Below are 21,173 nucleotides of genomic sequence, written 5' to 3'. Positions count from 1 at the left end.
AAGAATATATTTAAGAAGCTAAGCACAACTTGTCACTGAAGGTATCTAATTAAAATAAAAGATACTTTAACTTTAAAGAATTTAAAATTAAATATATTAAGAAGTTTATATTATATAAATATAATCAAAATTGAAAAATTTAAAAATTGAAGTTATTATAGCTAATTAGAATTATTGCATTTGTTAAAAATAACAATGTGAAAAAATAAAAAATCCTAGCAAAATTGCTAGGATAAAAATTAATTTTGTTGTTTAAGTTTTAAATTTTGATCTCCATAAAGACCTGTACCAACAGGAATCATACGACCTAAAATTACATTTTCTTTTAGATCTTCAAGATAATCAAATTTACCTGCAATACTTGCTTCTGTTAAAACCTTAGTTGTTTCTTGGAATGATGCAGCTGAAATCACACTATCACTTCCGATAGCTGCCCTTGTTACTCCTAGTAATACTGGTTCAGCTACTGCAGGTTCTCCCCCATGTTTTAAAATTCTCTCATTTTCTTCTCTGAATTTTCTTCTTGAAACCAAATCACCTACAATAAAATTAGTGTTACCGCTATCTACTATTTTAACTTGTCTTAACATTTGTGATACAATAATTTCAATATGTTTATCAGAAATCACAACACCTTGCCCACGATAAACTTGCTGAATTTCAGAAATAAGATAATAATGTAATGCTTTTTCACCTAAAATTCTTAAAACATCATGACTTGAGATAATTCCATCGGTTAATTTTTCTCCTGCATGGATAAATTCTCCATCTCTTACTTGAATACGTTTTGATTTATCTATTAAATACTCTGCACTACTTCCATCTTCGGCTTGAATGATGATTCTTTCTTTTGATCTCAAAGGTTTATCAAATCTTACAACTCCATCAATTTCTGCTACTACAGCAGTATTTTTTGGTTTTCTTGCTTCAAATAATTCAGAAACCCTTGGAAGACCTCCGGTAATATCTTTTGATTTAGTTGCTGCTTTTGGTGTTTTAGCTAAAATATCTGCTTGCTTAACTTTATCACCATCATTTACATAAATAACAGTTTTAGGTTCTAATTGATAACGTAAAACCTTATCGTTTTCACCTATAATTAATAAGGTAGGTCGCACTCCACTTGGTAAATATTCATTAATTACAAGTGATCTTTTTCCTGTTGCTTCATCAATTTGCTCATCAGCACTATAACCTGATTCAATATCTTCAAAATTAATAGTTCCTGCAATTTCTGCAATTACAGTATTGTTATATGCATCCCATTCAGCAATAATTGTTTTATCTTCTTTACTTGATTTTGCAATCACGGTTTTAGGATCATCTATAAAAGTACTATCGTTAAATTCAATCACAGATTCTCTTGGAATATAGTGTCTTTTTGCTTCTCTATCATTTTCATCTGCAATTACAACAAACACACCTTTTTCTTTAACTATATCGCCTTTTTTTAATTTTCTAATTCTATCTAAACCATCGCCTTTAAGCATATAAAATTTCAAAGTACCTTTTGCACCAGCTACAATATCTTGAGTAATTGGATCTCCATCTTTTACTAACAATTCACTTGCATAAGGAATACGGTTTGGTATATTCCAACCTTCTTTGATAACTTCTACTATACTTTCATTTTCAGCTACTTCATCACCATCATTATATGGAATATATAATTTACCTTCGATATTACCACTTACCCCAGCAAGTTCATTTGCTTTTGCTAAGTCATATTTTCTTAGTATAAATTTAGCTTCATTATTTTTAGCTTTTACGCTTACTACCACATCTTCATATGCATGCTCAATATGGACTACGCCCTTAAATGGAGCTTTAATTTTTGGCTCAACAAGTAAAATAGCAGCATTGCGATGATTAGCAACAATAGTCTTGCCTTCTCTGTCTTTATATGTATTAAGATTATAAAATCTTACAAAACCTTCTTTATGAGCTACTACTTGACGATCTTGTAAATCTGTGCTTGCTGTACCACCACTATGGAATGTCCTAAGTGTAAGTTGGGTTCCTGGTTCACCAATTGATTGAGCTGAAATAATACCAACAGCTTCTCCTGGTTTAACTAATTTACCCTCACCTAAGTTAATACCATAGCATTTAGAACATACACCTTTTTTAGCTTTACACGTAATAGGGGTCCTAATACTTACGCTTTTTATTCCGCTTTCAACAACAATTCTAGCTTTTTCTTCATCTATTAAAGTTCCTTCTGAAAATAAAATTTCATTTGTAATGGAATCTATAATATTTTCCGCTAAAACTCTTCCTAAAATTCTTTCTTCTAAAGTTTCAATTACAATACCATCTGCTGTAATCTCATTAATTTCAACACCCTCATGTGCTCCACAATCTTCTATAGTTACTTTAACATTTTGAGCAACATCAATAAGCTTTCTTGTCAAATAACCTGCATTTGCTGTTTTTAACGCAGTATCTGCAAGACCTTTTCTAGCACCGTGAGTTGAAATGAAATACTCAAGAACATTAAGTCCTTCACGGAAGTTTGAAATAATTGGTGTTTCAATAATAGAACCATCAGGTTTAGCCATAAGTCCTCTCATAGCAGCAAGCTGAGAAATTTGAGCAGCTGAACCTCTAGCACCAGAATCTGCCATCATATAAATGGAGTTAAATCCATCTTTATCTTTTTTAATCAAATCCATCATATCTTTTGATAAAATATTGTTAGTACTTTTCCAAATATCAATGATTTTATTGTATCTTTCGCCTGAAGTAATCAAACCTAAATTATATGAATTTTGAATTTCTCTGACTTGTTTTTTTGCTTCATCAATATTTTTTTGTTTTTTATTTGGAACTATAATATCTGCAATTGAAATTGAAATTCCAGCCTTTGTCGCATACTCAAAACCAAGATCTTTAAGTTTATCTAAAAAGCTAGCACTTATCTCTAGACCACCTTCTTTGTATATAAAATCAACTAAAGCGGCTATATCTTTTTTCTTCATTACTTTGTTCCACATATTTTCTGGAACAAAATCAGGTAGTATAGATTTAATAATCAATCTACCAGCAGTCGTTGTAATTTTTCTACCATCAATTACACTTCTAATGCTTGCATGAATATCTAAAGATTTTGCTTCTAAAGCAATCATAACTTCCTCAATACCCGTACAAATCTTATGTTCACCTTTAGCACCATCTTTTTCCAAAGATAAATAATAAATTCCTAAAACCATATCTTGAGATGGAACAGTTACTGAACGACCACTTGCAGGAAGTAAGATATTCATAGATGATAGCATTAATATTTTACATTCAGCAATTGCTTCTTGTGATAAAGGCACATGTACAGCCATTTGGTCTCCATCAAAGTCAGCATTAAATGCAGCACAAACTAAAGGATGAAGTTGTATAGCCTTACCTTCTACAAGTACAGGATGAAATGCTTGTATGGAAAGTTTATGTAAAGTTGGTGCACGATTAAGCATTACAGGATGACCTTTAACAACCTCTTCCAAACACTCCCAAACTTCATTTGTTTTATTTTCTATCATTTTTTTAGCTTGCTTAACTGTTGTAGCATAACCTTTTTCTTCAAGCTTGGCTAATAAATGTGGTTTAAATAATTCTAAAGCCATTTTTTTAGGTAATCCGCACTGATCCATCCTAAGTTTTGGACCAACAACAATAACGCTACGACCTGAAAAATCCACCCTTTTACCAAGTAGATTTTGTCTAAAACGACCTTGCTTACCTTTAATAATTTCACTTAAAGATTTTAATGGTCGTTTGTTTGCACCCTTAACAGCATTTGCTCTTCTACCATTATCAAATAATGCATCAACAGCCTCTTGAAGCATTCTTTTTTCATTTCTTATAATAATTTCAGGTGCATCAAGTTCCATTAGTCTTTTTAAACGTGTATTTCTATTAATAACTCTTCTATATAAATCATTTACATCAGAAACTGCAAATTTTCCACCATCTAGAGCAACTAAAGGTCTTAAATCAGGTGGCAATACAGGTAAATTCGTAATCATCATCCATTCAGGACGATTTGGAACAACTTCATCACTATTTGTATTAGTATTTAAATTGCTATTTAGAAAATTTTCTACTACTTTTAAACGTTTAATGATTGTCTTTTTCTTAGCTTCAGAATTAGTTGCTAAAATATCTTCTTTTAATTGATTTAAAAGCTCAACAAGATCTAAATTTGCTAACAAATCTCTAACAACTTCTCCACCCATTCTAGCTTTAAAACCACTGCTTTCATAACGCTGCATTAAATTTAAATACTGCTCTTCATTTAATACATCACAAAATTCAACTTTTTTAGTATTTTCATTATCATAGTATGCATCACCTGGATTTTCTACTATATATGCTTCATAATACAACACACGTTCTAGATCTTTCATTTTTACACCAAGCAAAGTACCGATACGACTTGGCAAAGAATTTACATACCAAATATGAGCAACTGGTGTAACTAATTCAATATGCCCCATTCTTGAACGGCGTACTTTAGAACTAGTAACTTCAACGCCACATTTTTCGCACTTAATGCCTTTAAAACGCATTTTCTTATACTTACCACAAAGACACTCATAATCTCTTACCGGTCCAAAAATTTTAGCGCAAAAAAGTCCATCTCTTTCAGGCTTTAAAGTTCTATAATTAATTGTTTCAGGTTTTTTTACTTCCCCATAAGACCATGATTTGATTTTTTCAGGACTTGCAAGTCTTAATTGAAAAGCTTCAAAGTCTCTAGGTCTGCCATCTTCTTTTATTTCGATAGGTTTAAATTTACTCATTATTCTCATCCTTATCAAAAATCTCAACATCTAAAGCAAGAGATTTTAATTCATTTGTAAGTACAAAGAATGTCTCTGGAATACCTGTTGCTGGAACATTCTCACCTTTTGTTAAAGCTTTATAAGCACTAAATCTACCTTCAACATCATCAGATTTTATAGTAAGCATTTCTCTTAGAGTATGAGCTGCTCCATAAGCTTCAAGAGCCCAAACCTCCATCTCACCAAATCTTTGTCCACCAAACAATGCTTTACCACCTACTGGTTGTTGTGTTACAAGACTATAAGGTCCTGTACTTCTTGCATGTACTTTTTCATCTACTAAATGGTGCAATTTAAGCATATACATACATCCAACATGAACGCGTTCTGCCATTTTTTCGCCAGTTCTTCCATCATAAAGTTCGCTTTTTCCATCCATAGCAATTTTTGCCATTTCAAAAAGCTTACCAAGTTCCTCAACTGTAACACCTTCAAAAACAGGCGTAGCAAATTTTACACCTTTAGTCCAATCTCTAGCATAAGCAATTAATTGTTCATCATTAAGTGTTTGTATAAATTTTTTCTCGATTTTTAGTCTAGAAACATCACAAATTTCAAGAATTTTTTTACGTAGCTCTTTTATAAAATCTTTTTGTTTTCTATCAAAAATTTCTTGAATTTGATCTCCTAATTTCATTCCTACTATGCCTAAATGGCTTTCAAGAATTTGTCCAATATTCATACGACTTGGAACCCCCAAAGGATTTAAAGCTATATCAATAGGTCTTCCATCAGGCAAATATGGCATATCAACTTCAGGAACAATATTAGACACAATACCTTTATTTCCATGGCGTCCTGCCATTTTATCACCAACTTTTAATTTTCTTTTTGTAGCAATATAAACTTTAACAAGTTTTACTACACCACTTGGCAATATATCATCTTTTTCTAGAATTTCTAATTTTTCATCATGTTCTGTTTTTAGTTTTTTCTTTTCATTTTGAAAATGATTTTTTAAATCATCATATTCTTTTTGAACTTCTTTAGAATAAGCCTTTACTAAAGAATTTAAAGCAAAGCGATTTATTTTTTCAAGTTCTTTAATGTCTACCTTTGCACCTTTTTTATATTTTACACCATTAATTTCTTCATTTGAATTTAAAGGCGATTTAGAAAGTAAAGAGCATACTCTTAAAATTTCTTCTCTATCCATCATTAAAAGTCTATCGTGGTGCTCTTTTTCAAGATTTAACTTTTCTTCATCATAAGCTTTTACAGCACGTGTATCTTTCTCATAACCTTTTTTAGTAAAGATTTTCACATCAACCACTACACCTTCTAAAGAAGCTGTAGCATATAAAGATTTATTAACAACATGTCCAGCTTTTTCACCAAAAATAGCTCTTAATAATCTTTCCTCTGGGGTTGGTTTAACCTCGCCTTTTGGAGAAACCTTACCAACTAAAATCATGCCAGGTTTTATATGAGTTCCTATTTTTGCTATACCACTTTCATCAAGATGAGCTAAATCCTCTTCTTTGATATTTGGAATATCTTTTGTGATTTCTTCTACACCATCTTTTAACTCTCTAGCTTCAACCTCTTTTTCATAAATATGTACGCTAGTAAAAGTGTCTTCACGCAAAATCTTTTCACTAATTACAATAGCATCTTCATAGTTATATCCATGCCATGGCATAAAAGCAATTAAAGCGTTTTTACCAATAGCAAGTTCGCCTAGATCCATACTTGGACCATCTGCGATAATTTGACCTACTTGTACAATTTCACCTTTTTTTACAATAGGACGTTGAATAAATGTTGTATTATTGTTGGTTCTTAAATTTTTTTCCATTTTATAATGATCTATAAATGGACCATTTTCATCTTCACCTAATATAAAGATATTTTTATTATCAACTTTTTCAACTATACCAGCTCTTTTAACTTTAATAGCCTCCCAAGCATCTCTAGCTATTATTTTTTCCATTCCTGTTCCAACAATTGGAGCTTGAGTTGTTAAAAGCGGTACCGCTTGACGCTGCATGTTTGAACCCATCAAAGCCCTGTTTGCATCATCATGTTCTAAGAATGGAATTAAAGAGGCCGTAACACCAACTATCATACCTGAACAAAGGTCGATTAATTGTACTTCTTCTCTTCTAGCTAAAATTGTTTCTCCATCTTGTCTTGCTTCAACAAATTCTTCAACAATATTGCCTTTATCATCAGTTTTAGTTGAAGCAGCAGCAATTACCAAGCCCTCTTCTTGCGTAGCCGTTAAATACACAATTTCATTACTTACTTTTCCATTTTCAACTTTTTTATAAGGTGCTTCAACAAAACCTAAATCATTTACTCTAGCATAAGTAGAAAGTGTATTTATCAAACCAATATTTTGTCCTTCTGGAGTTTCAACAGGACAAATTCTTCCATAATGAGTTGCATGAACATCACGCACTTCAAATCCAGCTCTTTCTTTTACAAGACCACCTTCTCCGAGTGCAGATAAACGACGCTTATGGGTAACCTCACTTAAAGGATTAGTTTGATCCATAAATTGTGATAATTGACCACCGGTAAAAAATTCCATAATGGTTACAGTTATTGTTTTAGGATTGATCAAATCATATGGCATAACCTTTTCAATATCAGTATTCAAAGCTGTAAATTTATCTCTAATAGATTTTTGCATTTTAGCTAAACCTATATGAAGCTCATTTGCCAAAAGTTCCCCAATAGATCTTATACGACGATTACCCAAATGATCTCTATCGTCAATATGCCCTCTACCATTTTTAACTTTTATAAGATATTTTGCAGTTTTTACTATATCCTCATTTGTTAAAACTGTAACATATTCAGGCGTATCTAAACCTAGTTTATGATTCATTTTCATACGACCAACTTTAGTTAGATCATATCTTTCTGGATTAAAAAACAAATCATTTACAAAAGCTTTCGCAGCATCTTTTACAACAGGCTCACCTGGTCTCATAACTTTATAAATTCTAATTGCAGCTAAATCGTTTTCATCATCTATATTTTCAGTTTGTTTTAATAATTTCAAAGTTTCATTATCTTGAATAAAAGAATTGATAATAGCCGCATCTACTCCATTGGCTAAATCATTTGCTATATCAAATTGTTTTTTTTCTTCTTTAATTTTAGCTATCTTTGCTTCATCTAACAATGTTAATGAATCAAATAAAACTTCTCCAGTTTCTTTATTGATAATTGGATTTGCTAAATATCTATTTGTTAAAATTTCAATTGGATATTCCACCCACTTAACACCATCTTTTACAAGCTGTTCTGCTTTTTTCTTAGTCATTCTTTTACCAGCTTGGTGTATAATATTTCCTTTGTCATCTTTTAGATCATATTCAACTCTATCTAAAAAATCATTTGGATTAAACTCGGTTAAAAATTTATCTTTTTTAACATGAATAGTTTGTATAGGATAAAATAATTTTATAATATCTTGTTTTTTATAACCAAGTGCTCTAAACAAAATTGTAATAGGTATTTTTCTTCTTTTATTAATACGCACATAAAGAATATCTTTGGCATCGTATTCAAAATAAAGCCAAGATCCTCTATCTGGTATAATTTGAGCTGTATATACTAATTTATTAGCAACAGTAGAACTTTCTTCTTCTTTAAAAATAACACCAGGGCTTCTATGAAGTTGGTTTACAACAACTCTTTCTACCCCATTAACAATAAAAGAAATTCTATCTGTCATTAAAGGAATTTCTCTAATATAAATTTCTTGTTCTTTGATATCTTTTATACCAATTTTTTCGCCAGTTTTTTCATCTTTTTCATGTAAAGTAAGACGGATTTTCATTTTTAAATTAACCGAATAAGTCAATCCTCTTTCCATACACTCTCTTATAGTGTATTTTGGTTTACCTACTTCACTACTTACATATTCTAAACTTAATCTATTTTGTGGATCATGAATTGGAAAAATAGATTTAAATACTTTTTCAATTCCACTTTCTGAATTTTTTGCGTCTAAATTTAAAAAATAATCAAAACTCTTTTTTTGCAATTGTAATAAATTTGGAATGTCTATTTGTTGTGGAACATTCGAGAAGTCTACTCTTAAACGATTTCCTGATTGTGAATTTAACATAATTATACCCCATGGTAAAAGTATTAAAAGAAAGAATCCTAATTAAAGGAAAACAAGAAAGGATATAAATCCTTTCTTTTAAAACAAAATTTATTTAAGCTCAACCTTAGCGCCAGCTTCTTCAAGTTGTTTTTTAGCTTCTTCAGCCTCAGCCTTACTAACACCTTCTTTAATAACTGATGGAGTTTGCTCAACTGCATCTTTTGCTTCTTTTAGTCCAAGGCCAGTTAAAGCACGAACAACTTTAATAACATTTATTTTTTTGTCACCACCATCTTGTATTACAATATCAAATTCAGTTTTTTCTTCAGCAGCAGCACCTGTAGCACCTGCAACAGCGGCACCTGCAACCATAACTGGAGCTGCAGAAACACCAAATTTTTCTTCAAATTCTTTTACTAACTCTGAAAGTTCAAGAACACTTAGGTTAGAAATAAATTCTAATACATCTTCTTTAGTAATTGCCATAATTTATCCTTTTTTTTATATTTTTATTCAGCTTCTTTTTTTTCTTTTAATGCATTTAATCCAATTGTAAAATTGGTAATTGGTGCATTCCAAACTTGCAAAAGCATAGCAAGCAATTCGTTGCGAGAAGGCATTTTAGCTAAAGCTTTAACCTTATCAACTGAAGCAACTTCGCCTTCAATAAAAGCAGTTTTAATCTCAAATGCTTGATTTGCTTCATTAAATTTATCAGCAACTTTTGAAACATTTAGTTGATCTTCACCCCAAAGATAAATATTAGTATCTTTAAGTTCCATTCCATCTTTGCCGGCATTTTTAAGAGCAATACTTGCTAAAGTATTTTTTATAATTTGAACTTTAACATCCACTTCTCTTGCATTGCTTCTTAGCTCTTCAAGTTTTTTAGTATTTAAACCTTTATAGTTACAAACTATAACTGCTTCACTAACCTTAAAACTTTCCTCAAGTTTAGAAACAAGTTCAACTTTTTGGCTTTTAGTCATCTTTACTCCTTTCCGACCGGTGATTTCAAGCAGAGTAGAAATCTAATTAAGTCCTAAGACCTCGGCTATCTCCAATCTAAGATAAAAATTAGATAAAATAAAAAGCATTATCTTATCTAATTTTTATTAATGAGAGTAAAAACTCTCATTAATTTTATTTTGTATCAAGTAATTCTTGAGTATCAAGAGAAAGAGAAGGACTCATAGTCAAAGAAAGACTTGCGTTTTTAATGTATCTTCCTTTTGCTGCTGCTGGTTTATGCTTATTGATAGCTTTAACAAAAGCTGTTATATTTTCTTTTAATTGTTCTTGTGTAAAGCTTACTTTACCTAATCCTGCATGAATATTACCTTGTTTATCTACACGAAAATTCACTTGTCCGTTTTTAGCATTATTTACAGCTTGAGCAACATCCATTGTAACTGTCCCAGTTTTTGGATTTGGCATTAAACCTTTCGGACCTAAAATACGACCAACTTTACCAACTAAACCCATTAAATTTGGAGTAGCGATTAAAACATCAAAATTCATATTTCCTTTTTGAATTTCTTCAACCAAATCATCACTTCCAACTATATCAGCACCAGCATTTTTTGCTTCATCTGCTTTAGCATCTTTAGCAATTACTGCAACACGAACTTTTTTTCCTGTACCAGCTGGTAAAACAACACTACCTCTTACCATTTGATCAGCATGTCTTGGATCAACATTTAGTTTTAATGCTATTTCAACCGTTTCATCAAATTTAGCAGAAGCAAGAGTTTTTACTGCACTAATTGCCTCATCCATTAAGTAATTTTTATTTGAATCTATCTTTTTTAATAATTCTGTAAATCTTTTAGTATTTTTTGACATTAATTTTCTCCGCATTTTATATAAAGTGCTACCGCTTTTTTAAACTCCTAGCGGTAAAGAGTATTAATCTACGATTTCAACACCCATAGAACGAGCAGAACCCATAATAATCTTAGCAGCTTGCTCTCTATCTTTTGTGTTCATATCAGCAATTTTTTTATCAACAATCTCTAAAACTTGTGCTTTAGTGAGTTTTCCTACTTTATTTTTAAGAGGATTATCTGCACCTTTAGAAATACCAGCAGTTTTTTTAATCAAATCAGTTGCTGGTGGCTGTTTAGTAATAAAAGTAAAGCTTTTATCTGCATAAACAGTAATAACAACTGGAATATTAAAACCAGCCATATCTTTTGTTTTTTCGTTAAATGCTTTACAAAATTCCATAATATTTACACCTTGCTGACCCAAAGCAGGACCAACTGGAGGTGATGGATTAGCCTTAGTAGCAGCTATTTGTAATTTAATTTCTCCTACGACTTTTTTAGCCATAACCTTTCTCCTTTACTTGCTATATTATTAAACTATCTTTTCAACTTGAGAGTATAAGATTTCCACTGGGGTTGATCTGCCAAATATTGAAACATTTAGTTTTAAAACACCTCTAACCATATCATATTCTTCTACAATACCAACAAAGTTTGCAAAAGGACCTTCGGTTATTCTTACACTTTCTTCTTTATCAAATGAAATTTTAGGCTTAGGTGCTGCTTTATTTTTCACCTTTTCTAAAATAAGATTGATATCTTTTTCACTTAATGGGGTTGGTTTTTTACTTTCCCCTATAAATCTTCCTACTTTTGGTAAAGATTGTATTTTATGCCAAAGCTCAGTTGATAAATCAATATTTGCAAAAACATAACCAGAATATAAGCTTCTTTCGCTTATTTTTTCTTTACCATTTTTAAATTCAATCACATCTTCAGTCGGAACAATAACTTCTAGTAATTGCTCTTGAATTCCATGATCTCTAACTAAATTTTCTATAGCTTTTTTTACAGCCATTTCACTGCCTGCATAAGTTTGAATTGCATACCATTTGTGATTCATTTTCTATCCTATAATTTTAGATAATGAAAATGACATAATCAAATCAACTAATGCCAAAAACAAAGAAACAACAGCAACAACTACAAAAACTGTAATATAAGCATTTCTAACTTGCTCTTTCAAAGGCCAAATTACTTTTCCTAATTCAGCTTTTGATAATTTAAAATAAGTTATTAGTTTTTCCATATTTAACCTTATTTTGTGGCAGGGCAAGAGGGACTCGAACCCCCAACCATCGGATTTGGAATCCGGCGCTCTACCATTGGAGCTATTGCCCTAGGGGCTTTTACCTATAAAGCCTTAACTTTTTAATTTAACTTCTTTATGAATAGTATGTTTTTTTAATCTAGGACAATACTTTTTTAATTCTAACTTTTCAGTTGTATTTTTACTATTTTTAAAAGTGCTGTAGTTAATATCACCACATTCTTCACATTTTAATCCGACTTTAATTCTCATTTTTATCCCTTAAAAAAGCGAGATAAAATCTCGCTTATAATTATTTAATAATTTTAGAAACAACACCTGAACCAACAGTACGTCCACCCTCACGGATAGCAAAACGAGTACCTTCTTCAAGTGCAACTGGAGCAATTAGACTTACAGTAATTCTTACATTCTCACCTGGCATAACCATTTCAACACCATCTGCAAGTTTGATAGAACCAGTTACATCGGTTGTTCTTACATAAAATTGTGGTCTGTAATTATTAAAGAATGGTGTATGACGACCACCTTCATCTTTATTTAAAATATAAACTTCAGCTTCAAAATCAGTATGTGGTGTAATTGATTTTGGTTTAGCAAGAACCATACCACGAAGAACATCTTCTTTTTTAGTTCCACGAAGAAGAACACCTACATTATCACCTGCTTCGCCTTGATCCATTTCTTTTCTAAACATTTCAACACCAGTTACTGTGGTTGTTTGAGTATCTCTAATACCAACTATTTCAATAGTATCGCCAACTTTTACAACACCTTTTTCAATTCTACCAGTAACAACTGTACCACGACCTGAAATAGAGAATACATCTTCGATAGGCATTAAGAAATCTTTATCTGTATCACGGGTTGGAGTTGGAATATATTCATCAACTGCAGCCATAAGATCTAGGATTTTTTTAGACCATTCACCATCTTGACCAGCTTTTGCTTCTTCAAGTGCTTGTAAAGCAGAACCTGAAATAATTGGTGTATCATCTCCTGGGAAATCATATGAGCTTAATAATTCTCTAATTTCCATTTCAACTAATTCTAATAATTCAGCATCATCAACCATATCAGCTTTATTCATAAAAACAACGATATATGGTACACCTACTTGACGAGAAAGTAGAATATGCTCTCTAGTTTGTGGCATTGGACCATCTGCAGCAGAAACAACAAGAATAGCACCATCCATTTGAGCAGCACCAGTAATCATATTTTTAACATAGTCTGCGTGACCTGGACAATCAACATGAGCATAGTGGCGATTTTCTGTTTCATACTCAATATGAGATGTAGCAATAGTAATACCACGCTCTTTTTCTTCAGGAGCATTATCGATATTATCATAATCTTTTAGCTCAGCCAAACCTCTTCTAGAAAGAACAGCAGAGATAGCAGCTGTTAAAGTTGTTTTACCATGATCAACGTGACCAATAGTACCAATATTTACGTGAGGCTTATTACGTGAAAATTTTTCTTTAGCCATCTTTTTCCTCCATATAAAATTTACAAACAAATACTTAAAAAATTTATGTTTTATAATCTTTTCAATTCAATGGAGCTCATAGCGGGACTTGAACCCGCGACCTCTCCCTTACCAAGGGAGTGCTCTACCTCTGAGCCATACGAGCGCTCAGAAAAATCAAAAAACATAAATAATTATTTTGGATTGAAACTGCTAGAAATTCTGAATATAAAAAACAGCTCCCAGTTTCACTCTGCCAAAATTTGGGTTGGAGCGGGAAACGGGACTCGAACCCGCGACCCTCAGCTTGGAAGGCTGATGCTCTAGCCAACTGAGCTACTCCCGCAAAGCAATGGTGGTGAGTCGTGGATTCGAACCACGGAAGGCGAAAGCCAGCAGATTTACAGTCTGCCCTCGTTGGCCACTTGAGTAACTCACCATGAAAAATGCCTTATTTCTGGTCAAACACTGCTATTAACAATGGAGCTGGTTAAGGGACTTGAACCCCCGACCTGCTGCTTACAAGGCAGCTGCTCTACCAACTGAGCTAAACCAGCAAAAAATAAAGTTGAATTATATTAAAATTTTAAAACAATGTCAAGCATTGTAACTAATTTTGTATAATTTTTAAAACAATAAGGATTATATATGATAATTTTATTTTCACCTAGTGAGAGCAAAAACAAAATAGCTACTCACGAACCAATAAATTGTGAGTCATTTGTTTTCAAGCATAAGTATAACAAGAGAATAGAAGCTTTGAATAAATATCAAGAATTTATTAAAAATTGTAGTATATTAGATCTTGAGAAATTTTTTGGTGTAAAAGATATAAACGAAATTCATAATCTAAGTCAAAATATATTAAATCAAAAAACCATAAAAGCTATTAAAAGATATAATGGAGTTGCTTTTGAACACTTAGATTATAGTAGTTTAAATGCTAATTCTAAAAAATACATAGATGAAAATGTTTTGATATTTTCTAATCTTTTTGGACCAATCTTAGCAAAAGACTTAATTCCTTATTATAAATTTAAACAAGGAGAGAAAATCAAAGACTTTAATATAGAAAAATTTTATAAAGAAAATTTTTCAAAAGACATTGATGGTTTGTTGGAAAATAAAACAATAATAGATCTAAGAGCTAAATTTTATGAGAAATTTTACACTATAAAACAACCTTTTATTACTTTTGTTTTTTTAAAAAATTCTAAAATTATAAGCCATTATGCAAAAGCATATAGAGGAATAATTTTAAAAATATTAGCTCAGCACAATATAAATACAAAAGAAGAAATATTCAATAAACTACCAAATGATTTAAAAATTAAAGAGATTAAAAAACAAGGATTAAAAGAAGAAATAGTTTTACAAGTTTAAGCTAAGCCAAAAAGGCTTAGCTTTTATAATTAGAATTTGTATAAAGCTTGAAGTCTGATGAATTGGTTATCACCATTATCAACACCTTGAATACCGAAATCTTCAGTTAAGTAAGAATAAAATCCACTAAATGTAAGTTTTGGACTATAAGCATAAGATACTCTTGCAACATATTCGTTTTTGTCTATATCATAACCAACTTGCTCAGATTTACCACCTACATAGTCAAATCCTACTCTTACAGTTTCAGCAAAAGTATAACCTAAACCTGCAAAGTAGAAGAAGTTTTCACCAAAATCACCTCTTAAATCACTACCTTCAGAATAGAAAATTCTTTCACCTGGAGCAATAACTTTACCTAAATCTTCTAAAGTAACTACAGTTTTTTTGTCTTTTTCACCATAGCCTACAACACCTAATTGGAAATCAAATGCAGAAATATCTCCACTTAATTTAGCTGCATAGAAGCTACCATTATCTACAGCGTTATTGTAGAAGTTTTCAAAATCGCCATCTAAGCTATTGCCTAAATATTGACCTTGGATTTTGAAGTTTGCATCATTGAAGCTGAATTTATAGCTAGCATCAATTGCATATAAGAACGCATTGTTAGCTGAATAAGCAGCCCATAATTGGAAAGCAAATGGATCAAAATCGCCTAATACAGCAGCACCATATAGTGAAGATTTATTTAGTTTTGTTGTACCAAAATCACCATCATCAACATAGTTTAAAGCATCAAACCAATAACCTGCAAAAGTTAAACCTTCGATAGAATTATTAACGATTTTAGCTCCTGTGCCTACTGCATCATCAGTCCAAATAGAACCAACTTCTAATTTACCGAAAGTTACGCTTGTAGCATAAGTTTCGTTAGTGTATTCTAAGTAAGCTTGTTTTACACCAAATGTACTTTTTGTTCCAGTACCAAGATTTCCTTGTGCTTGACTACCAAAACCAAAATCTGTTTGATTGTATTCAAATTGAACGAAAGCTTTGAAGTTATCATCTAAAGCTGCTTTGAAATTTAGTTGTGATTTGAATCTGTGTCTGTTCGCTTTGTTACCACTGTAACCATTAGAAACTTCATCACCTTGTGTGTATCTGTTAGATTCAAATCTGTATCTTAACATTCCTGATACATCAACATCTTTTATAGCTTCTTCAAGTGAAACAGCATTAGCTGCTGAAAAAGCACCTGCAGCCAAAGCTGCTACTAAACTAAGTTTAACTAGTTTCATGAGAATTCTCCTTATTTAAATTAAAACTACATTGGGGATTATAGCATAATTTTTTATGAAAATTCTTAAAACTAAATAAAAATATAAAAACTGCAGTATTTTATAAAAAAATTTCCAAAGGTCTAGTCATAAAGAATAGACCTTTAAAAACTAAGGAGTTATCTATGAATGTTTGTTTTACAAGTGTAATTATGCTCTTTGATAGTTAATGCTTGGAAACTAAAAAAATTATAAATTTTCACAATATAAATTTTTATTGTTTATGGTGATTGGTTGTTTATTATTTTGATTAAAATCTGGAATAAAAGCATAAGCACTTATTGGATTGATGATAATACATATATGTTGGTTTTTTTTATTGGATAATCTTATAATACAATCATTTGTATAATTTGAAAGCTTATCAAAAACCCGCAAAGAATTTTTTAATGGAGTATATAAACGACCATAATCATCAAAAATTAAACGCGTGCTTCCTTTGCAAGCACCTTCAAATAATACTTTATTAATGCCATAAGTTTTTTCTATGTTATATCTAGGATTTGCTTTAAAATCATTTTGATTTATCACTCCACTTTGACCTGAATTCATTAAAATGTTTGGATTTAATAAATCAACTGCTATTTCTCTGTCTTTATTGACTATATTTTTACCTATATTTGCATTGCCATCTCCGTTTTTATCTAAAAAAATAGTATATGTTTGTTCATTGTTGGTTGCTGATTGTGAGCGTATAAAATAAATTTGCCATTTTGCTTTATACCACTCTCTTTTTGCAACATTAAATTCTTTTACTCTAAAATCATTTTGTATCATCGCTAAATGTCTAGTGTATTTAATATCATTTAAAATTTGTTCAGCACCTAAACGCAAATAATCAGGTTTAAAATAAAAATATCCCATAGAAAACAAGATTGAAAATATCATGCAAACAAAAATTAATTCTATAAGGGTAAATGATTTTTTCATTTTACTTCAAAGTATAATTTATGTTTGCCTAAACTCACATATAAATTACTAGGTTTTTGTGTAAATATAAGCTTTGTCTTGCCTTTAGAAATTCCGTAAAATTTCAATCTTAAAGCTAAATCATCATCTTTAAGATTAATAGAATTGATATTTTGTTCTTTTAGCTTCATAGCTAAATTTTTTGCAATATGATAATCATATGCAAAATGTTTTTTAGGTTTATTTAATACATAATAAAAACTATGGTTAAAGATAATTCCAAGATAAAAAATTACCAAAAATGCTAAAGAGCATTCAATGAATATCTTATGTTTTAAGCGAAGTTCAGGAACTCTTGAACGATATGAAGACATTAAATAGCGGATCAAAAGCGGGGTGCAAACTACACAAAAAGGTAAAAAATCTTCTAAAAAAAGTCTTTGTCTGATAGAAAATATCAAACAAAAAATAAAAGTAGTAGCACTAATAAACCATAAAAGTGGTTTATTGGCTTGTAAAAGAATTCTATATATTACATAAAAAAAATAAAGAAAAATTAAAGGCGAAAAACAGGCAGCAAAAACGCCTAAAGTATCTAAAAAATACCCCTTAGGCTTACCACTTGCATCAAAACCATAAACACTCATAGAAATACCAAATAAAATCAAAGAAAGTCCTATAAGGATTTTATTTTTATTATAAATTCCATAAAAGAAAAAAGATAAATATAAAATAGCAAAATTTTTATCTACAAATAATACTAAAAAAAATAATATAAAAAAAAGTATATTTTTTTTATATTCAAACAAAACTAAAATTAGAAGTGTTAAAAAGATTACAATACTTGATTCATTTATAAGCAATGCACTAGCAACACTACCTGGTAGTAGTATAAATAAAACTACAGATATAAAAGCATCAAAAGAAGTTCTAGTGTATTTTAAAGCCAAAATATAAAGTAAAATACAACTTAATGAATGCAATAAAACAAAAGGAAGTCTTAATCCAAAATCATTTTGACCAAAAATAGCAGTGCCAAATCTGGCAATTATAGCTATTAAACTATGATCATAAAAGTAAATTTGTGCTTCATTGTAACTTATAGATAAAGTGCTTATACCATACAACAAAGCACAAAAGTCAAAAAATAAAACGGCTAGTAAATACCTTTTCATTTTTGATTAGTCAAGCTTTACAGGTCCATTACTTGCGTGAGATTGTAAAAATCTTAAAATTCTAGCTTTTTCTGCGTCAGTAATCTTTGCAAAACCTTGCATGGCGGATAAATATGCATCCCATTCTTCCATTAAGTGTTCTTTTGGTTTATGAGCTGCATGACAACTTGTGCAAGTATCATAATAAGTTAATTCTATCTCATCCCAAGCAAGAATTTCTTTATCAGTTAAATCTTTACTTTTAACTAAAAATTCCATTTCATTGCTTGCATTTTTAGCATTTAAAGTAAGTAAAAGATAAATTCCATCTTTAGTATAAGCAAGACTTTTTGGATTTGAATCTACTACCTCACCTTTAACTTTTATCAAAGAATATTCACCCTCTTCTTTTACAAGTTCTACTTTAGAGCCTTCATAAATTTGTCCTACCACCTTTTTACTAGCACTATCTAAAAGATCTACTTTCTCATTAAAAATAAACATATCTTTGGCAAATAGGGTACTAGCTAAAAAAGTCAATGCTAATATAATTTTTTTCATTATTAAGCTCCTATAATTTTTGGCGGTGTAGTTGAGTTATATGGTTTTATAACTTCTTTTAACTTTTTAATACCTACTAAACAAGTATTTACACTGGTTGCTTGAGCCATAGTTGAAGTTGGTCTTGAGCTAGTTAAAACATTCACATGACCTGCATTACATCTTGGCTTATTATCATCTACATCTTCAGGATCATACCAAGCACCCTCTTGGATACTAATAACCCCTTCCATGATATTATCTGTTACAAAAGCACCTGCTAAAAGTGAGCCACGATCGTTAAATACTTCTACAACCTCTCCGTGAGTAATGCCAAGTTTTTTAGCGTCATTTGTATTTATAACAACTGGTTCTCTACCCTGAATTTTGTATAAATCTCTTACCCAAGTATTATCAAGTTGAGAATGCACTCTATATCTTGGATGTGGGCTTACTAAATGAAAAGGATATTTTTTAACCAATTTTTCATTGCCTAACCATTCAGCTGGTTCAAACCAAGTAGGATGTGCTTTAAAATCCTCTAAATTATACTTTTCAAATTTTGGTGAATAAATTTGAATTTTTCCACTTTCTGTTGCAAGTTTATTTGCCACAGGATCTGCTCTAAATTCAGAATGTCTAACATAATTATAAGCTTCTTTTGGTGGCTCAAAATAAATAAAACCTTGCTTCCAAAAATCAGCAAATTCCATATAATAAGGACAATCACTTCTGCCATAAAACCCTTCAAGCCATTGTTGTTTTGTTTTATTTCCTGTGAATTTTTTATGTTCTCTCTCGCCTATTCTTTTTGCTAATTCTTCAAAAATATCATAATCATTTCTACTTTCAAAATAAGGTTCAATTACTTTTTTCATAGCATAAACATAATCTTGAGAATAAGAACCACCAAAGCTAATATCATCTCTTTCTAAAGTTGTAGTTGAAGGTAATACAATATCTGCCATTTTTGCCATAGGAGTCCACCAAGGCTCATGTACGATTAATGTATCAAGAGTCCTCAAAGCTTTAATAAGCTCATTAGTATTTGGATGGTGACCTAAAACCGAAGCTCCAACAACATACATTAATTTAATTTTTGGATAAGTGATTTCTTTACCTTTAAATTTAATAGTTTTACCTGGGTTTAAAATAGCTTCTGAAATTCTACTTGCTGGTATATTAGTATCAAGATTATTTTTACCCTGTGGTAAACCTACTGGTAATCTTACACCTGAAAAAGCTTGTCCACCACCTGAATAATGCATAGAAAAACCAAATCCACCACCTGGTAAGCCAACTTGCCCTATCATAGAAGCTAAAACCATTAAAGTCCAATCAGCTTGTTCTCCATGCTGAGCTCTTTGCATAGCCCAATTACCTGCTAAGAAAGTTCTATTTTTAACAAAAGTATCTGCTAAGCTTGTGATAACTTTTTCTTCAACGCCAGTAATATTTGCAGCCCAAGCTGGAGTTTTATCAATACCATCAGTTTTTCCAAGCAAATAAGGTAAGAATTTATCAAAACCATCAGTATATTTTTCTATAAATTTTTTATCATACTTGCCACTTTTATAAAGATAATTCATCATACCAAGCATTAAAGCCACATCGGTATTTGGACGAATTTTAATCCAATCAGCATTTAAAATTTCAGCTGTTTGAGTGTATTGAGGATCGATTGTGATAAATTTGATTTTTGATTTGCTGTATTTTTTATAATACTCATCATTTCCACGATTTGCAACCTTAAAATCAATTTGATTACATTTATAAAGGTCAGCTCCCCATAAAACATAAACTTGAGTATTTTCTAAGATAACCTCGTGAGAAGTTTGCAAAGAATAAACTTCCAAATCTCCCATTATAGTCGCATTAACCCTACCAGCAGCACCATTACTATACTCACCATCTGTTCCTATGTGACCGCCTAAAGCAGTATTAAAAAATCTTCCAGCTACAGAGTTACAATTGTGCAATAAGCCTACATGTCCCCAAGCACCATAACTTGCATTGAATAAATTTTCAATAGGAGTTTCTTTTAGTTTCTCTAAAACCAATTCTAAAGCTTTTTCCCAACTTACTCTTACAAAAGGCTCTTTTCCTCTTAATTTAGGTCTTTTTTTACCTTCTAAAAAGCTTTTTCTAACGCAAGGATATTTCACCCTAGTATCTGAATATGTTCTATCAACAATAGCATCAGTGATAATAGAAGGATGTTTATCAGATTGTTGTGGAATAGTTTTAACTATTTTGCCCTCTGAATTGACTTCAGCCCAAAAAGCACCAAAGTGTGTTGCGTGAGGAATTTTTTTAGTATCATAAAACTTAGTTCCCCCATTTGCAGCCATTAAAGGATTAACCGAGACAAGTGCAGAAGTCGCAGCAAGTCCTTTTAAAAACTTTCTTCTTGTTAAACTCATTAAAATATCC

Annotated in this window: 16 protein-coding genes and 5 tRNA genes; 1 reads left to right on the top strand and 20 read right to left on the bottom strand. The window is 31.0% G+C overall.

What is annotated here, in order from left to right:
• Nucleotides 1–239: 239 nt before the first annotated feature.
• From rpoC to CAQ16704_RS02260, 15 genes are all read right to left on the bottom strand, one after another.
• A complete protein-coding gene (gene rpoC, locus CAQ16704_RS02330; RefSeq protein ID WP_039666715.1) occupies nucleotides 240–4,793 on the bottom strand; it encodes a DNA-directed RNA polymerase subunit beta' in 4,554 nt (1,517 codons plus the stop codon).
• Nucleotides 4,786–8,922, bottom strand: coding sequence for a DNA-directed RNA polymerase subunit beta (gene rpoB, locus CAQ16704_RS02325; RefSeq protein WP_039666714.1), 4,137 nt, complete (start codon nucleotides 8,920–8,922; stop codon nucleotides 4,786–4,788). The genes rpoC and rpoB overlap by 8 nt, the downstream gene beginning before the upstream one ends.
• Nucleotides 8,923–9,012: 90 nt before the next feature.
• Nucleotides 9,013–9,390, bottom strand: coding sequence for a 50S ribosomal protein L7/L12 (gene rplL / locus CAQ16704_RS02320; protein WP_039666713.1), 378 nt, complete (start codon nucleotides 9,388–9,390; stop codon nucleotides 9,013–9,015).
• A gap of 23 nt (nucleotides 9,391–9,413) precedes the next feature.
• Nucleotides 9,414–9,893, bottom strand: coding sequence for a 50S ribosomal protein L10 (gene rplJ / locus CAQ16704_RS02315; RefSeq protein ID WP_039666712.1), 480 nt, complete (start codon nucleotides 9,891–9,893; stop codon nucleotides 9,414–9,416).
• A gap of 154 nt (nucleotides 9,894–10,047) precedes the next feature.
• On the bottom strand, nucleotides 10,048–10,749 hold the full coding sequence (rplA, locus tag CAQ16704_RS02310; protein ID WP_039666711.1) for a 50S ribosomal protein L1: 702 nt from the start codon (nucleotides 10,747–10,749) through the stop codon (nucleotides 10,048–10,050).
• Nucleotides 10,750–10,812: 63 nt separating this feature from the next.
• On the bottom strand, nucleotides 10,813–11,238 hold the full coding sequence (rplK, locus tag CAQ16704_RS02305) for a 50S ribosomal protein L11 (protein ID WP_039666710.1): 426 nt from the start codon (nucleotides 11,236–11,238) through the stop codon (nucleotides 10,813–10,815).
• A gap of 27 nt (nucleotides 11,239–11,265) precedes the next feature.
• Entirely contained in the window at nucleotides 11,266–11,796 is a 531-nt protein-coding gene (gene nusG, locus CAQ16704_RS02300; protein ID WP_039663059.1) for a transcription termination/antitermination protein NusG, read from the bottom strand.
• A gap of 3 nt (nucleotides 11,797–11,799) precedes the next feature.
• On the bottom strand, nucleotides 11,800–11,982 hold the full coding sequence (gene secE / locus CAQ16704_RS02295) for a preprotein translocase subunit SecE (protein WP_039666709.1): 183 nt from the start codon (nucleotides 11,980–11,982) through the stop codon (nucleotides 11,800–11,802).
• Nucleotides 11,983–11,998: 16 nt separating this feature from the next.
• Nucleotides 11,999–12,074, bottom strand: a tRNA-Trp gene (locus CAQ16704_RS02290).
• A gap of 22 nt (nucleotides 12,075–12,096) precedes the next feature.
• Nucleotides 12,097–12,255: a 50S ribosomal protein L33 gene (rpmG, locus tag CAQ16704_RS02285; protein ID WP_012661178.1), complete on the bottom strand. Its 159-nt coding sequence runs from the start codon at nucleotides 12,253–12,255 to the stop codon at nucleotides 12,097–12,099.
• A gap of 40 nt (nucleotides 12,256–12,295) precedes the next feature.
• Nucleotides 12,296–13,495 (bottom strand): elongation factor Tu, encoded by a 1,200-nt coding sequence (gene tuf / locus CAQ16704_RS02280; RefSeq protein ID WP_039666708.1) that lies wholly within the window; start codon nucleotides 13,493–13,495, stop codon nucleotides 12,296–12,298.
• Nucleotides 13,496–13,565: 70 nt separating this feature from the next.
• Nucleotides 13,566–13,640: transfer RNA gene (locus tag CAQ16704_RS02275), tRNA-Thr, on the bottom strand.
• A 103-nt stretch (nucleotides 13,641–13,743) separates the two neighbouring features.
• Nucleotides 13,744–13,820: transfer RNA gene (locus CAQ16704_RS02270), tRNA-Gly, on the bottom strand.
• Nucleotides 13,821–13,827: 7 nt separating this feature from the next.
• Nucleotides 13,828–13,913: transfer RNA gene (locus CAQ16704_RS02265), tRNA-Tyr, on the bottom strand.
• 42 nt (nucleotides 13,914–13,955) lie between these two features.
• A tRNA-Thr gene (locus CAQ16704_RS02260) sits at nucleotides 13,956–14,031 on the bottom strand.
• A gap of 91 nt (nucleotides 14,032–14,122) precedes the next feature.
• On the opposite strand from CAQ16704_RS02260, the gene CAQ16704_RS02255 reads away from it, so the two are divergent.
• Nucleotides 14,123–14,857, top strand: a complete 735-nt coding sequence (locus CAQ16704_RS02255) for a YaaA family protein (protein ID WP_039666707.1) — start codon at nucleotides 14,123–14,125, stop codon at nucleotides 14,855–14,857.
• A 29-nt stretch (nucleotides 14,858–14,886) separates the two neighbouring features.
• Here CAQ16704_RS02255 and CAQ16704_RS02250 read toward each other — a convergent pair whose 3' ends face one another.
• From CAQ16704_RS02250 to CAQ16704_RS02230, 5 genes are all read right to left on the bottom strand, one after another.
• Nucleotides 14,887–16,098: a major outer membrane protein gene (locus CAQ16704_RS02250; RefSeq protein WP_039666706.1), complete on the bottom strand. Its 1,212-nt coding sequence runs from the start codon at nucleotides 16,096–16,098 to the stop codon at nucleotides 14,887–14,889.
• Nucleotides 16,099–16,326: 228 nt separating this feature from the next.
• Complete coding sequence (locus CAQ16704_RS02245; RefSeq protein WP_039666705.1) at nucleotides 16,327–17,067, bottom strand: pilus assembly FimT family protein; 741 nt, start codon at nucleotides 17,065–17,067, stop codon at nucleotides 16,327–16,329.
• Nucleotides 17,064–18,221 carry a membrane protein gene (locus CAQ16704_RS02240; RefSeq protein WP_039666704.1) on the bottom strand — a complete coding sequence of 386 codons (1,158 nt, stop codon included), beginning with the start codon at nucleotides 18,219–18,221 and terminating at the stop codon, nucleotides 17,064–17,066. The genes CAQ16704_RS02245 and CAQ16704_RS02240 overlap by 4 nt, the downstream gene beginning before the upstream one ends.
• Before the next feature lie 6 nt (nucleotides 18,222–18,227).
• Complete coding sequence (locus tag CAQ16704_RS02235) at nucleotides 18,228–18,761, bottom strand: monoheme c-type cytochrome (RefSeq protein WP_039666703.1); 534 nt, start codon at nucleotides 18,759–18,761, stop codon at nucleotides 18,228–18,230.
• A gap of 2 nt (nucleotides 18,762–18,763) precedes the next feature.
• Nucleotides 18,764–21,163 carry a molybdopterin-binding TMAO/DMSO reductase gene (locus CAQ16704_RS02230; protein ID WP_039666702.1) on the bottom strand — a complete coding sequence of 800 codons (2,400 nt, stop codon included), beginning with the start codon at nucleotides 21,161–21,163 and terminating at the stop codon, nucleotides 18,764–18,766.
• Nucleotides 21,164–21,173 lie beyond the last annotated feature (10 nt).

The sequence above is a fragment of the Campylobacter sp. RM16704 genome, assembly GCF_000816245.1.
Classification (GTDB): Bacteria; Campylobacterota; Campylobacteria; order Campylobacterales; family Campylobacteraceae; genus Campylobacter_D.
This window is presented reverse-complemented; position numbering and strand designations above follow the sequence as displayed.

Excerpts from the sequence above, each read along its gene's own strand:
- rpoC (WP_039666715.1), bottom strand. The coding sequence starts at position 4,793 with ATGAGTAAATTTAAACCTATCGAAATAAAAGAAGATGGCAGACCTAGA.
- rpoB (WP_039666714.1), bottom strand. The coding sequence starts at position 8,922 with ATGTTAAATTCACAATCAGGAAATCGTTTAAGAGTAGACTTCTCGAAT.
- rplL (WP_039666713.1), bottom strand. The coding sequence starts at position 9,390 with ATGGCAATTACTAAAGAAGATGTATTAGAATTTATTTCTAACCTAAGT.
- rplJ (WP_039666712.1), bottom strand. The coding sequence starts at position 9,893 with ATGACTAAAAGCCAAAAAGTTGAACTTGTTTCTAAACTTGAGGAAAGT.
- rplA (WP_039666711.1), bottom strand. The coding sequence starts at position 10,749 with ATGTCAAAAAATACTAAAAGATTTACAGAATTATTAAAAAAGATAGAT.
- rplK (WP_039666710.1), bottom strand. The coding sequence starts at position 11,238 with ATGGCTAAAAAAGTCGTAGGAGAAATTAAATTACAAATAGCTGCTACT.
- nusG (WP_039663059.1), bottom strand. The coding sequence starts at position 11,796 with ATGAATCACAAATGGTATGCAATTCAAACTTATGCAGGCAGTGAAATG.
- secE (WP_039666709.1), bottom strand. The coding sequence starts at position 11,982 with ATGGAAAAACTAATAACTTATTTTAAATTATCAAAAGCTGAATTAGGA.
- rpmG (WP_012661178.1), bottom strand. The coding sequence starts at position 12,255 with ATGAGAATTAAAGTCGGATTAAAATGTGAAGAATGTGGTGATATTAAC.
- tuf (WP_039666708.1), bottom strand. The coding sequence starts at position 13,495 with ATGGCTAAAGAAAAATTTTCACGTAATAAGCCTCACGTAAATATTGGT.
- CAQ16704_RS02255 (WP_039666707.1), top strand. The coding sequence starts at position 14,123 with ATGATAATTTTATTTTCACCTAGTGAGAGCAAAAACAAAATAGCTACT.
- CAQ16704_RS02250 (WP_039666706.1), bottom strand. The coding sequence starts at position 16,098 with ATGAAACTAGTTAAACTTAGTTTAGTAGCAGCTTTGGCTGCAGGTGCT.
- CAQ16704_RS02245 (WP_039666705.1), bottom strand. The coding sequence starts at position 17,067 with ATGAAAAAATCATTTACCCTTATAGAATTAATTTTTGTTTGCATGATA.
- CAQ16704_RS02240 (WP_039666704.1), bottom strand. The coding sequence starts at position 18,221 with ATGAAAAGGTATTTACTAGCCGTTTTATTTTTTGACTTTTGTGCTTTG.
- CAQ16704_RS02235 (WP_039666703.1), bottom strand. The coding sequence starts at position 18,761 with ATGAAAAAAATTATATTAGCATTGACTTTTTTAGCTAGTACCCTATTT.
- CAQ16704_RS02230 (WP_039666702.1), bottom strand. The coding sequence starts at position 21,163 with ATGAGTTTAACAAGAAGAAAGTTTTTAAAAGGACTTGCTGCGACTTCT.